Source organism: Chryseobacterium sp. GQ58, assembly GCF_059758895.1.
Map to the genome: position 1 here is coordinate 538,376 of NZ_JCAXEH010000001.1, position 13,382 is coordinate 551,757.

The following is a 13,382-nucleotide window of genomic DNA, read 5'->3' on the forward strand; positions in this document are numbered from 1 at the left end:
AAGCATGATCTCATTACTATTAAATAATTGGAATCATGCTTAATTTTAATTATAAATGTTTAATAAAATTTTTTAAAAGCTTACATCCAAACCTACATAAAAATTGGCTTTCATGATTGGTGCGTAAACCATGCCGCCATCAAAATAATTACCGAATGGATTTTTAAAATCGATGATTGCATTTTTCTGATAATAAGAAGTCAGATTTTCACCGCCAAAATAGGCTCTGATTTTTTGGTTAAAGTTTCTTGAAATCTGTGCATTCAAAACTGCATACGATTCCGAATAAGCAGGAATCTGAAATTCCGCAGGATTGCTTGTCGTATTCGGAAGCCTTTGTTTTCCGACAACATTCAACGTCGTATCAAAACTCCAGAATCCGCCTTTATTATTTTTGTTTGTTGCATAGGCTAAATTCACAAAACCTCTGTGTTTTGCCATAAATGGAATTTCTCTTCTTCCATCAATGTAATCGGCCTGAACATCGTAATATTTGTAAGCCAGCCTCACATCAAAATTCTTAAAAGGTGTAAAATCCCATTGGGTCTGAAAACTATTTGCAAAAGATTTTCCGTTCAGATTATAAAAAGTTAATTGTTGAGGCGACCGGTCTAGATCTACCAAAACCTGATCCTGGAAGTCTGTTCTGAAAAAATCTGCCACAATTGTAGATTTTTTTCCAAAGATTCTGAATTCCTGCTGTAAACTCGCGCCGTAATTCCATGCAATTTCAGGTTTTAAGCCATAAATATTTCCGCCATTCTGCAAAACTTGGATTTTACGATTTGAGGCAAAATACTGTTGGTTTTCTGCAAAAACATTAGCCGTTCTGAAACCTCTTCCAGCAGAAAGCCTTAAGATTGTTTGCGGCGTAAAATCATATTTAAAATTCAATCTGGGCGTGAATTGAGTTCCTGCCAAATTGTGAAAATCTGCTCTTGCTCCTGCAACTAAAGTATATTTTAAACCTGTTAAAGTATATTCAGCAAAAATACCGGGAACGATTTCATTTCTTTTGAAGTTATCAGTTAAATAATCTTCTTCATAACCGTCATACATGAAGCTTGCTCCGGTTTTATATTTATGATTGGTGTTTCCGATGATGCTTTCAAAAATTAAATTTGAATAATAAGTGTGCTGTTTTCCTGAATAATTCCGAAGGCCAAAAAAGCTGTCTTGCTGATGATAAACATACTGATTCATCCAGCCTAAACTTTGATAAGGTTTTCCTTTGAAAACATATCCTGTTTTGTTCCAAGCCTGAAATCTCGAAATATCAATTCCAACTCCATAAGCCGATTGCTCATCCTGGTCAATTCGTTTGTTAAAAGCAGTTTGTCCGGCAATTCTTTCATCTTTTACAAAATTAATTCCGAAATGCGAACCAAACCCAGTTTTTTCCAAATCATTGAAATTCAGCAAATAAGCAGCGTTAATTTGTGTTCCTTTTGGTCTGTCAAGAAAGCCGTCGTCATTCATGTCGGTATCCCCAAAAGTTCCGTTTCCATGAAGCAAAAATGTCTGAGTCCAGTGATCGTTGATAGGCTCGACGTGAGTGATGTTGGCTTCCGCACGCCCATTAAAATCTGAAAATAAATTCAAAGAAGTTTCCGATTTTTCAGATTGCTTAATCAATTCTGTATTGATTTGGCCTGTAATGCTTTCGTAGCCGTTTGTAACGGTGCTTCCGCCTTTTGTAAGCTGAATACTTTCGATCCATCTTCCCGGAATAAAATTTAGACCGTAAGCTGATGCCAAACCTCGAATTTCAGGCAAAAGCTCTTTCGTTAAGCTTGTATATTTTTGATCCAAACCCAACATTTTCAGTTGCTTGGTTCCCGTAACTGCGTTATTGAAAGACACATCTACCGTTGCGTTGGTCTCAAAACTTTCAGATAAATTACAGCATGCGGCCTTCAGCAATTCCTTCTTATCAATATTAAAAACCAGTCCGGCTTCTTTTTTATTAATGGAAGTTGCGGCTTTTGAAGCAGACAATTTTACTTCTGCTATTTCCGTTTCCTGATTACTTTTTGTTTGCTCAGAATCTGAATGATTATTGTGATCTTCTGATTTGTTGTGTGTTTCAACTTCCTCAAAATGTACTTTTGGATTTTTCGCGCCCATCGGAATATCTCTGTCGTAAAGGCAACATTCTGGAAGATTTTTATAAACCGAATCTGAAGATTTATACATTTCGTTGTCGTGACCAACTTCAGCAATTTTTTTAAGAATTTTATCTGCCGAAGTTTTAGAATGGTCAAAATCTAAAGAAACAGTTTGTTTTTCTGCTTCCCAGTTTGCCGAATTGGCTCCGGCATCTTTCGCTGCTTTTTCAATTCTTGCTTTACACGAACCGCAGTTTCCTTTGACGAAAAATTCGTTGTCGTTTTTGGATTGGTCATGATTTTCTGTCACAGAAGCGGTTTTCGGAGCATCTCTTTCATAATGACAGCATCCCGGAAGACTTTCGTAGGTATTATCAGAAGAACGGAATTTTTCGTTGTCATGTCCAGCTTCGGCAACTTTCTTTAAAATTTCTTCAGGAGAAATATTTTCTTTCGTTTCTAATGTAAGTGTTTGATTATCGATAGAATATCTTGCAGCGGACGCACCGGCATTTAATGCAGTTGTTTCGATTCTTTCCTTACACATTTCGCAGTTTCCCTTTACCTGGAACTGACTTTTATCGAGATTTTGAGCAAATATAAATGGTGTAAATAACAGGAATAAGCCAAGAAATATCTTGGTGATATATAATTTCATTTTGTTTAAAATTTAGATTAATTAAAAAAGATTCATTGTAATTAATGAATGATCAGAACATAATTAACCCAGTTTCGGCGGCTGCCAAATATCTTCTAAACTATCCGAAATATAAGGATCGGAATATTGAAAAAGTACGTTTTTATCAGTTTGAAATAACGATAACTCAACAAAAATTGCTTTACCGGAAAGATTTTCAACAAATGTATAGCAAGCCATGCAAGAAGAACAGCAATCATCATTGCAAGAAGATTTTTCATCTTTCTCATTGTGACTGTTATGATCTTTATCACAGCAACTGTCTGATTTAAAATCCATTTTACAGCAATTTTGCTGTGAAATTTGGGCATAGAAATTATCTTTAGGAACAAGAAAAATTCCTAGACAAAAGATAATTAATAAAACCTGCAGTTGCTTCACGCTGCAAATTTACAAAAATAAATTAAAGTGGGTCACCTACTTTTTTAGCGCAATCATGCCAAGGCTCACCATGTGCAGGGTTGTTTTTTGGTTTTGGACCTGTATTGTTGGCAACAACAGGTTGCGGAGCCGGAGTGGTCGGAACGGTTTGAGTTTGTATATTCTGCGTTGGAGCTGGTTGTGGCGCAGGCTTGCTGCTCAAAGGCTGCCCAACGGCAATGTCGCATCTATGTCCGGGCTCACCGTGTGGCGGATTCATGCCTGGTGCAGTTTTCACTTGTTTCCCTTTGTTGTCAACCATTACTTTTCCGGGGCTTACAGCATTCGGATCTATTTGGATGGTATTATTCCCATCAACCGTAATGTTTTGTGTATTGGGAGCCTGCGCAGGAGCAGTAGAGTTATTTAACGGTTGCCCGACAGGAATATCACATCGGTGACCCGGTTGTCCGTGTGCAGGATTCATTCCGTGTGCTGTTGCAGCAACTGGTGAATTATTGGGTGTGGCTGTCTGGATTCCAGCTTGATTCAATAATGACGGTTGCGGCGTATTGTTAATTGCGGCAGCTGGCTGTTGAGCGTCTGCTTCCTCTTTTATGTAAGTTGGCTTTTCGTCTTTTTTACAGGCAACAGTTAAAATTCCTGCTGTAATTATTCCTAAAAATATATTTTTCATATCAAAAACTAATCGTAAGAAACAAAATTAGCAAAACATTTTGAAATGCTTTGCTAATTTATATATTATGTTAAATATTTTATTGTTCTTTTAGTTTTTAACCAAAAGTCTGAAACCTTCACCATGAACGTTGATGATTTCTAAACCTTCGTCATCTTTCAAGAGTTTTCTCAGTTTAGCAATATACACATCCATACTTCTTGCGGTGAAATAGTTCTCCTTTTTCCAGATTTTTCTTAAGGCAAGGTCTCTTGGCATAAAGTCGTTTCTGTGAAGGCAAAGAAGCTTTAAAAGTTCGTTTTCTTTCGGTGAAAGCTTGTACTCGTTATCACCAACTCTTAATTGTCTCAGCATAGAATCAAAGAAAATATTGCTGATTTTGAACTGCTCCTGCTCCTCGTTTTCCAAAGTAGAACTTCTTTGAAGAATAGCTTTTATTTTATACAAAAGTAGTTCGGTGTCGAATGGCTTCGTGATATAATCGTCGGCTCCCAACTGGTATCCTTTCAAAATATCTTCTCTCATATTTCTTGCGGTAAGGAATATGATCGGCGTATTTTTATCAATTTTTTTCACGTCTTCGGCTAATGAAAAACCATCTTTTTTAGGCATCATTACGTCGAAAATACAGATGTCGAATTCGTTTTCTGTAAATTCTTTAAGACCCTGTTCGCCATCTGTAGCAAGCGTTACTTCGAAATTGTTTATGCTTAAATAATCCTTCAATACCGCTCCGAAACTCTGGTCGTCTTCTACTAATAATATTCTGTTACTCATAATTTTAATGATTAATAATTAAAAATAAATTTAATTGTACTTGTTTATAATATTTTGCTTTTAGTTTTAAATAATTATACCATCGGAAGTTTGATAATAAATGTGCTTCCTTTTTCTTTTTGTGAATCTACAATTACCTGGCCTTTATGGAGTTCGATAATTTTCTTCACATACGAAAGTCCTAATCCCTGACCTTTTACATTGTGAATATTTCCTGTTTCTTCTCTGAAGAATTTTTCAAAAATCTTGATTTTATTTTCGGTTTCCATTCCCATTCCTTTATCTGAAATTTCAATGACGTACCAATTGCCTTCGTTTTTGGTTTTTACTTTGATTTCAGGAGCTTCGGGAGAATATTTGTTGGCATTATCCAAAAGGTTCACAAGCATATTTGATATATGAAATTCATCAATTTTGAATGTGTATTTATCTGCGGTGAATTCTTGAGTAAGCGACCCGTTTCTCTGCGTAACTATAAGTCCAAATGATTCGGTTGTCCGTTTTATCAATTCTCTTACGTTGGTTTCTCTTAAGAATAATTTCACTTCATTTCTTTCGAGTTTTGACATATTTAGAACGTTTTCCACCTGTTTTTTCATTCTCAGATTTTCCTGTTTGATAAGACCCGAATAATATCTTACTTTTTCAGGATTTGTAGCAATTTTATCATTTGCCAAAGAATCTGTTGCAACGGAAATAGTTGCCAAAGGAGTTTTAAACTCGTGCGACATATTGTTGATAAAGTCTGTTTTTATTTCCGCAATTTTTTTCTGCCTCATCATATAATTAATGGAAATAATATAAATTCCCAAGATCGTAAGCAACGAAAGAAATGTTCCCAAAAGCATCGGCCAGTTATTCATCGCCAAAGAATATTCTTTTTTAGGAAAAACCAAGGCCAAAGTGTATAAAGTGCGATCTTTTGTGTCTGTAAACAGCGGATAAGTATACATATTGTTGTCTTTCTTATCCTGAAAAACTTTATTGACTATTTTGGTTAGCTTATTATTTTTATCAGTAACACCAAATCCGAAATTTGCGGTAATTCCCTTCATTTTCAGTTCTTTTGTAATGACGGAATCCAATATTTTTTGGTTTACTCTTTCGCCGATCGGAAGATTATTGCCATTTACTTTTACAAACTCTTTCATTCCCCAGTCACCGGTTTGAATGTCCTGATTGATTTCATTTGTAAGCTGCTCTCTTTGTGTTGTATCTCTTTTTAATTTATAAATAGCTTCATCAGTATATAAAGTGGTCAAGCTCAAAGAATCGCCTCTTTTTGTAGGAAGCTGCTTTTGGTCAATAAGGTTTTTAGCATAAATAATCTGTCTTTGAGTTCCGGAATCTTCTACCTGCTGAATGGTTGTCAAAGAAGGCTGCTTGCTGTTTGCAAGGATATTGTTCCTGAAATTTTCATAGTTTTCGTTCAGAAGTTTGTCAACTTCGATTTCAGAAACGGTTTTTGAGGTATTTTCGAGAGCGGTATATACTTTGCTGGAAAAATCCTGTTCCAAGGCGCCATAATATCCCTTGAGCCAGTAAAACTGCAACGTAACAAAGACAATCAATGAAATTGTCATAAAAACTGATATTATTGGGATGAATTTGTTATTCATTGCATATTATGATTTGTAATTACAAATGTTAAAATTAAATATTTCACGACGATATAAACAAAAAACGCGCCGAAAAATTGTGTTGGTTTTCTTAAAAACGTGTTTTTTAACATTTTTTTATAAATTCATCATTTCTTGTCTTATGAAAAGTATTGTTATCTAAGGATTTTCTAATTTTAAATAAAAATTTAATATGGAATCAAAAATTGTTTTTAATAAAGATTTTGACTCAAAAAGCATTTATGTTATGAAAATATATGATGTTGAAGTTTCAAAAGTATGGGATTATTTTACCAAATCTGAACTTATCGATCAATGGTGGGCACCAAAACCCTGGAAATGTGAAACTGTAAAAATGGATTTCGAAGAAAACGGAATCTGGCATTACGCAATGATTGGCCCGGAAGGAGAAAAAGTGTATTCTTTGGTTAAATATGGCGAAATTACCGAGCACAGAAGTTTCGACGGACTTGATGCTTTCTGCGACGAAAATCAAAAAATTGATGAAAATTTTCCGCAGACAAAATGGCTGATCGGCTTTACCGGCGTTGAAGAAGGAACGAAAGTTTCGTTTAATCTGCATTTTGAGTCGGAAGAAGACATGAAAAAACAGCTCGAAATGGGCTTTGAAGAAGGTTTTAAAACAGGCCTTAATCAATTGGAAGAGATTTTGAAAAATCAGTAATTCTTAAATTTTTTAAACCATTAAGATTATTATTAAGTTGTTGAGAATATTAAGTTTGCTTTGCGCATTAAGCTAAATCTGTGTGTTTTCATCTTAATTAAACTTAATTCCTAAATCAAATCTTAATGGTTTAAAAATAATTATATAAGGTTTTCCTCCTGAAAATAATGAACAATTGCTTTTTTCATCAGAAGCTGCTGCTCGTTTGGTTTCAGTTCGGGAAGCTTTTCTGTTTCCTCAAAATGCGGATATCCGTCTTTGTCGTAATGCGAAAATTTGAAATATCCGAAAGGTTCCAATAAACGGCAAACGGCAATATGCAAAATATTGAGCTTGTCGTCTTTGGTGTATTTCTGTTGGCCGCTTCCAAGTTCCTGAACGCCTATTAAAAATAAAATAGTATCTATTTGCGGATGTTTTTCTGTGTCAAAATTTATTACAAAAAATTCTTCAACCTTTGCCCATAATTCTGATTCTGTCATGTCAAAATGATTTTGTAGGATTATATTTTGTTTTCAAGCTTTAGTAAAAAAGCGTATTCCAATGCGTCTTCTTTCAAAGATTCAAACCTTCCGCTTGCTCCGCCGTGGCCTGCGCTCATGTCGGTTTTAAATAACAAAAGATTATTATCTGTTTTCAATTCTCTCAATTTTGCAGTCCATTTTGCAGGCTCCCAATACTGAACCTGAGAATCGTGAAAGCCGGTTGTAATCAACATATGCGGATATTCTTTTGCTTCTACATTATCGTAAGGCGAATATTCCTTCATATAATAATAATATTCTTCGTCACTTGGATTTCCCCATTCATCGTATTCCCCCGTCGTTAAAGGGATCGTGTCGTCCAACATTGTTGTCACAACATCTACAAAAGGCACCTGTGCTACAATTCCGTTGAAAAGATGCGGTTCGTAATTTACAACGGCTCCCACCAAAAGGCCGCCTGCGCTTCCGCCCATTGCGTACAAATGTTTTGAAGACGTGTAATTTTCTTTAATTAAATGTTTTCCGGCATCAATAAAGTCAAAAAAAGTATTTTTCTTAAATAGCATTTTTCCTTCTTCATACCATTCTCTGCCCAAATATTCTCCGCCCCGGATGTGAGCAATTGCATAAATAAAATTGCGGTCCAAAAGTGACAGCCTTACATTGGAAAAACTTGCATCAACGGTGTGCCCATAACTTCCGTAGCCATATAAAAGAAGAGGAGTATCTGCAGATTTTTTGGTGTCTTTATGATAAACCAGAGAAATAGGAATTTTTGCGACTCCGTCTCTTGATTCTGCCCAAATTCTTTCGGAAATATAATTTTCAGGTAAAAATTTCCCACCCAAAACTTCCTGCTGTTTCAGTAGTTTGGTGGTTTTATCTTTCATGTTATATTCGTAAGTTGAGCTTGGCTGCGTCAAAGAAGTATAACCAAAACGCAATATTTCGGTGTCAAATTCTAAATTGATGCTGATGTACGTCGTATATGTGGGATCTGAAAATATTAAATAATAAGAGTCCTGTGTTTTTTCTTCAATGATTTTGATCTGCAAAAGGCCCTTTTCTCTTTCTTCGAGAACAAGATAATCTTTAAATATTTCAAAACCTTCCAATAAAACCTCGTCACGATGCGGAATGACGTCTACCCAAAATTCCATACCGCAATTGTCGATTTTTGTTTTTACAATTTTGAAATTGGTAGCATCGTCGATATTGGTAATGATATAAAACTCGTCACCGTAATGTTCTACAGAATATTCCAGATCGTCAATTCTCGGTTGTATCACTTTTAGTTCTGCAAAAACATTATCCGAAGGCAAAAAATGGTGCTCGTCAGAGATTGTGCTTGAACTTGCAATGAAGATATATTCTAAAGATTTGGTCTTGAAAACATTCACATCAAAAGTTTCATCTTTCTCATGAAAAACCAAAACATCTTCTGAAGTATTTGTTCCCAAACGGTGCCTGAAAACTTTATAAGCACGAAGGCTTTCATCTTTTGTGACATAAAAAACATGTTCATTGTCATTTGCCCAAACGGCTTTTCCGGTTGTGTTTTCTATTGTATCGGGAAGAGTTTCGCCGGTTTTCAGGTTTTTAAAATTTAAAGTATAAATTCTTCTTCCTACATTATCAGATGAGAAAGAAGCCAATTCATTATTCGGGCTTACCGCAACATTGGCAACTTCAAAAAACTCTTCGCCTTCCGCAAGGATATTGACATCTAAAATGATCTCTTCAGGATTTTCTAAAGTTTGATATCTTCTGCAAAAAATAGGATATTCTTTTCCTTCTTCATAGCGCACGATATACCAATACTTATTGAAAAAATACGGCAGCGACTCGTCGTCTTTTTTGTATCTCGCTTTCATCTCTTCGTAAAGCTCTTCCTGAAAAGCTTCGGTATCTTTCATCATTTCATCAGCATACGCATTCTCTTCTTCAAGATATTGTAAAACTTCAGGATTTTCTCTTTCCTTCATCCAGAAATAAGGATCGGTCCTTTTATCCCCGTGAGTTTCTATTGTGTATTCTATTTTTTTTGCCTGTGGAGCTTTCATTTACTATAATTCTTATTCAAATCTAATTAAAAAAAAGCCATCTTTCCTTTTTGAAAAGACGGCTGTTATTTATTTATTGTTAAAACTATTTGTGAAGCGTTTTAACGTATTTTTCAAGTGCCATCGTCATCGACGGAGTTTCTTTTGTAGGAGCCATCAGATCTACTCTTAGACCCGCCTCTTCGGCTGCTGCTAAAGTGGTATTTCCAAAAACACCTATTTTTGTTTCATCCTGCGCAAAATCTGGGAAGTTTTGCTGCAAAGATTTGATTCCTTGTGGACTGAAAAAGATCAGCATATCGTAATCTTTAATTTTAATATCCGTTAAATCGCTGCAAACCGTTCTATACATTATTGCTCTGGTCCAGTCTATGTTGGCAGAATCCAAAGTTTTAGTAATATCCGGGCTTAATACATCGGATGAAGGCAATAGATATTTTTCAGAAGGAAATTTTTTGAATAACGGCAAAAGATCCGCAAATATTTTTTCTCCGAAGCTGATTTTTCTTTTTCTGTAAACAATATGCTTTTGAAGATAATTGGCAATCGCTTCAGACTGACAGATATATCTCATCGTATCCGGTACAGAAAATCTAAGCTCTTCTGCAAGCCTGAAATAGTGATCAATAGCATTTTTACTGGTAAAAACGATACCTGTATATTGTGTCAAATCTATTTTTTGTGTTCTTAGTTCTTTATTGTCTACCCCTTCAACGTGGATAAAAGGACGGAAATCAATCTTTATTTTTTCCTTCTTTGCAATGTCCAGGTATGGAGAAGACTCACTAGGCGCTGGTTGAGAAACCAATATAGACTTTATTCTCATCATGTACTTTTATTAAATAAATAATAACTTCCAAAGCATTAGTAAAGGTGCTATTTGGAGGGTGCAAATATACAAAAATTTATAATACCATTTTTGTGGTAATATATTGTTTCTGTGAAATAAATAGAAAAAAACCTTAAAAATAAATACGAATACAAAAAAATATAAATAGTATAAAAATGCATTATTTCTGTCAATAGGGAAATAATAGTGGGTAACACACAGGATTATTACTAAAACCGACAAAATAAAGTAGAATTTGGTGGAGGTAAAGTAGAAAATATTCCATTTTTTCCCGTCTCCGATGCTATTGTAAAATAAATAACCTAAAGCTGTCCGCAGAAAATAAAATAATGAAATTATGATTAGACAATATCCAAATTTGTTGAGCTGGTAACCAAAAAGCTGCAATTTGGCAACATATTCAGGAACGATAGGAATGTATTGTGAAACCAATACAGCCAGGCTCAATGTCGTTACACAAGACGTAATGATCCAGCTTGGAAGGTTGTTGCTCGAGTCAAAATATTTCTGTAGCAGAAAATCTCTCAGATTGGCCTCTCTTTCTATAATATTCATCATAAAAATATATAGGAAAAGACAGCCTATAAGCGTGAAGACTACCCAATCATTATTTTCAGGTATTCTTACTTGGTTGGTAAAGTTTTGTGATAACGGCAAAAGAATATTTTTTGCAAAATTATAGATTATTTTGTATAAAATAAAAAGCTTAATAAACTATCTTTGCAAATTGAAAATGAAAAAGCTCGTCATCATCCCAACATATAATGAAAAGGAAAATATTGAAAAGATAATTTCTGCAGTTTTTGCGTTAGAAAATGATTTTCATATTTTGGTGGTAGACGATTCTTCGCCCGATAAAACGGCAGATATCGTTAAAGATTTGCAGAAAAAATATCCCAATACGCTTCACTTGTCGATAAGGCAGATCAAAAACGGTTTGGGAAAGGCTTATATTCATGGTTTTAATTTGGCTTTGCAAAACAATTATGATTATATCTTTGAAATGGATGCCGATTTCTCACACAATCCCAACGATTTGCCTAAGCTTTTTGAGGCTTGTTTAAATGCAGATATGGCGGTTGGCTCGCGTTATTCAAAAGGAGTGAATGTTGTCAATTGGCCGATGGGAAGAGTTTTATTGTCATATTTTGCTTCCAGGTATGTGAGAATTATTTTAGGATTGCCTATTCATGATACGACGGCGGGTTTCGTCTGTTTTTCAAGAAAGGTTTTGGAAGAAATCGGTCTGGAAAATGTAAAACTGAAAGGCTACGGTTTTCAGATTGAAATGAAATTCAGGGCATTCAAGAAAGGCTTTAAAATTGTAGAAGTTCCTATTATTTTTACCAACAGAATTTTAGGTGAAAGTAAAATGAACGGCGGAATTATTCATGAAGCCGTGCTTGGTGTTTTAAATTTAAAATGGAAATCAATAATCAATAAATTATGAAATCGCCATTAATAATTATTTCTAAAAACAAAAAATCCGTAAAGAAGGTGATTCCATATAACCTTAAAAACATAAATATCTACATATGAAAAAGCTGATTTGCCTTTTTATGTTTTTATTTTTGGTTTCCTGCAGTGAATATATCAGCAAGCCAAAAAATATCGTAGATAAAAGTACAATGTCGGAGATTCTTGCAGATCTTGCGGTTAACGATCAGATTACTTTTACATTTCAAAATAAAAACCTAGAAAGCGGAACAAGATATATCCTTAAAAACCATAATGTGAAAGCTGATGATTTTGTAGAAAGCTATAAATATTATGTGGTAAAGGGAAAGATGAGCAAAATTGTAGAGGAAGCACAGGAAATCCTCCTGAAAAAAGATCCTAAAGCAGAAGGTTTTGTGAAAAGCAAAATGGAAAAGAATAAAAATCTTCCAACATTAGTCAGATAATATGCAGCAATTTTTTAATATAGAAAAAACTTCACAGGGAAAAGCAAGAGCAGGAGAGTTGACGACCGATCATGGCGTTGTAAAAACTCCGATCTTTATGCCTGTAGGAACTGTTGCGAGCGTAAAAACAGTTCACCAAAGAGAATTAAAAGATGATATCAAAGCCCAGATTATTTTGGGGAATACTTATCACTTGTATCTTCGCCCAGGAATGGAGGTGATGCAGGAAGCCGGAGGTTTGCACAAATTTATGAATTGGGATCTTCCGATTCTTACAGATTCAGGCGGATTTCAGGTTTTTTCACTTTCGGGAACCAGAAAAATGTCTGAAGAAGGCGTGAAATTCAAATCTCATATTGACGGAAGTGTTCATTTATTCACTCCGGAAAAATCTATGGAAATCCAAAGACAGATCGGGGCGGATATTTTTATGGCTTTTGACGAATGTGTCGCTTATCCTTGCGAATACAATCAGGTAAAAGCTTCCATGGAAATGACTCATCGCTGGTTGAAAAGATGTATTGACTGGAATGAAAAAAATCCTGAATTATACGGTCACAAGCAACGATTTTTCCCTATTGTTCAAGGTTCTACGTATTCAGATTTAAGAAAAATTTCTGCCGAAGTTATTGCAGAAGCTGGCGCTGAAGGAAATGCAATCGGCGGACTTTCTGTTGGCGAACCGGAAGAGGAAATGTACAGAATTACCGATGAGGTGACCGATATTTTACCAAAAGATAAGCCAAGATATTTGATGGGCGTTGGTACTCCGTGGAATATTCTGGAATCTATCGGATTGGGAATTGATATGATGGATTGTGTGATGCCTACAAGAAATGCCAGAAATGCAATGCTTTTCACATGGCAAGGCGTGATGAATCTTAAAAATGAAAAGTGGAAGAAAGATTTTTCGCCTTTGGATGAGTTTGGGACAAGTTTTGTAGATCAGGAATATTCAAAAGCTTATGTACGTCATTTGTTCGTATCAAAAGAATATTTGGCAAAACAGATTGCTTCTATTCATAATCTTGCTTTTTATCTGGATTTGGTAAAAGTCGCAAGAGAGCATATTTTAGCAGGAGATTTTTATGAATGGAAAAAATCTGTTGATCCTGTTTTAAGACAAAGACTTTAATA

Annotated in this window: 13 protein-coding genes; 4 read left to right on the forward strand and 9 right to left on the reverse strand. The window is 35.0% G+C overall.

Features of this window, described 5'->3' with window-relative positions; translation table 11 throughout:
* Nucleotides 1-72 precede the first annotated feature (72 nt).
* The 5 genes from AC6CHK_RS02545 to AC6CHK_RS02565 all read right to left on the reverse strand — a co-directional run bounded on the left by AC6CHK_RS02545 (nucleotide 73) and on the right by AC6CHK_RS02565 (nucleotide 6,258).
* Complete coding sequence (locus tag AC6CHK_RS02545) at nucleotides 73-2,766, reverse strand: TonB-dependent receptor domain-containing protein (RefSeq protein ID WP_498093255.1); 2,694 nt, start codon at nucleotides 2,764-2,766, stop codon at nucleotides 73-75.
* 63 nt (nucleotides 2,767-2,829) lie between these two features.
* Nucleotides 2,830-3,084: a hypothetical protein gene (locus tag AC6CHK_RS02550; protein WP_498093257.1), complete on the reverse strand. Its 255-nt coding sequence runs from the start codon at nucleotides 3,082-3,084 to the stop codon at nucleotides 2,830-2,832.
* Nucleotides 3,085-3,208: 124 nt separating this feature from the next.
* Entirely contained in the window at nucleotides 3,209-3,862 is a 654-nt protein-coding gene (locus AC6CHK_RS02555; protein ID WP_498093258.1) for a hypothetical protein, read from the reverse strand.
* A gap of 90 nt (nucleotides 3,863-3,952) precedes the next feature.
* On the reverse strand, nucleotides 3,953-4,639 hold the full coding sequence (locus tag AC6CHK_RS02560) for a response regulator transcription factor (protein ID WP_498093260.1): 687 nt from the start codon (nucleotides 4,637-4,639) through the stop codon (nucleotides 3,953-3,955).
* Between the two features lie 74 nt (nucleotides 4,640-4,713).
* Nucleotides 4,714-6,258, reverse strand: a complete 1,545-nt coding sequence (locus AC6CHK_RS02565) for a sensor histidine kinase (protein WP_498093261.1) — start codon at nucleotides 6,256-6,258, stop codon at nucleotides 4,714-4,716.
* Nucleotides 6,259-6,451: 193 nt separating this feature from the next.
* Between AC6CHK_RS02565 and AC6CHK_RS02570 the strand changes: the two genes are divergently transcribed.
* Nucleotides 6,452-6,943 (forward strand): SRPBCC domain-containing protein, encoded by a 492-nt coding sequence (locus AC6CHK_RS02570; protein WP_498093263.1) that lies wholly within the window; start codon nucleotides 6,452-6,454, stop codon nucleotides 6,941-6,943.
* A 140-nt stretch (nucleotides 6,944-7,083) separates the two neighbouring features.
* Here AC6CHK_RS02570 and AC6CHK_RS02575 read toward each other — a convergent pair whose 3' ends face one another.
* The 4 genes from AC6CHK_RS02575 to AC6CHK_RS02590 all read right to left on the reverse strand — a co-directional run bounded on the left by AC6CHK_RS02575 (nucleotide 7,084) and on the right by AC6CHK_RS02590 (nucleotide 10,998).
* Nucleotides 7,084-7,425 carry a hypothetical protein gene (locus tag AC6CHK_RS02575; protein WP_498093264.1) on the reverse strand — a complete coding sequence of 114 codons (342 nt, stop codon included), beginning with the start codon at nucleotides 7,423-7,425 and terminating at the stop codon, nucleotides 7,084-7,086.
* Nucleotides 7,426-7,445: 20 nt separating this feature from the next.
* Nucleotides 7,446-9,491 (reverse strand): S9 family peptidase, encoded by a 2,046-nt coding sequence (locus AC6CHK_RS02580; protein ID WP_498093265.1) that lies wholly within the window; start codon nucleotides 9,489-9,491, stop codon nucleotides 7,446-7,448.
* A gap of 85 nt (nucleotides 9,492-9,576) precedes the next feature.
* A complete protein-coding gene (locus AC6CHK_RS02585; protein ID WP_498093873.1) occupies nucleotides 9,577-10,317 on the reverse strand; it encodes a uroporphyrinogen-III synthase in 741 nt (246 codons plus the stop codon).
* Between the two features lie 12 nt (nucleotides 10,318-10,329).
* Nucleotides 10,330-10,998, reverse strand: a complete 669-nt coding sequence (locus AC6CHK_RS02590; RefSeq protein ID WP_498093267.1) for a DUF4271 domain-containing protein — start codon at nucleotides 10,996-10,998, stop codon at nucleotides 10,330-10,332.
* A gap of 76 nt (nucleotides 10,999-11,074) precedes the next feature.
* Here AC6CHK_RS02590 and AC6CHK_RS02595 point away from each other — a divergent pair, with 76 nt between their 5' ends.
* The 3 genes from AC6CHK_RS02595 to tgt all read left to right on the forward strand — a co-directional run bounded on the left by AC6CHK_RS02595 (nucleotide 11,075) and on the right by tgt (nucleotide 13,380).
* Nucleotides 11,075-11,791: a polyprenol monophosphomannose synthase gene (locus AC6CHK_RS02595; RefSeq protein ID WP_498093269.1), complete on the forward strand. Its 717-nt coding sequence runs from the start codon at nucleotides 11,075-11,077 to the stop codon at nucleotides 11,789-11,791.
* Between the two features lie 85 nt (nucleotides 11,792-11,876).
* The gene (locus AC6CHK_RS02600) at nucleotides 11,877-12,245 is read left to right on the forward strand and encodes a DUF4296 domain-containing protein (protein ID WP_498093270.1); all 369 of its coding nucleotides are present in this window, start codon (nucleotides 11,877-11,879) and stop codon (nucleotides 12,243-12,245) included.
* A gap of 1 nt (nucleotide 12,246) precedes the next feature.
* Nucleotides 12,247-13,380, forward strand: coding sequence for a tRNA guanosine(34) transglycosylase Tgt (tgt, locus tag AC6CHK_RS02605; protein ID WP_498093272.1), 1,134 nt, complete (start codon nucleotides 12,247-12,249; stop codon nucleotides 13,378-13,380).
* The last annotated feature ends 2 nt before the right edge of the window (nucleotides 13,381-13,382 follow it).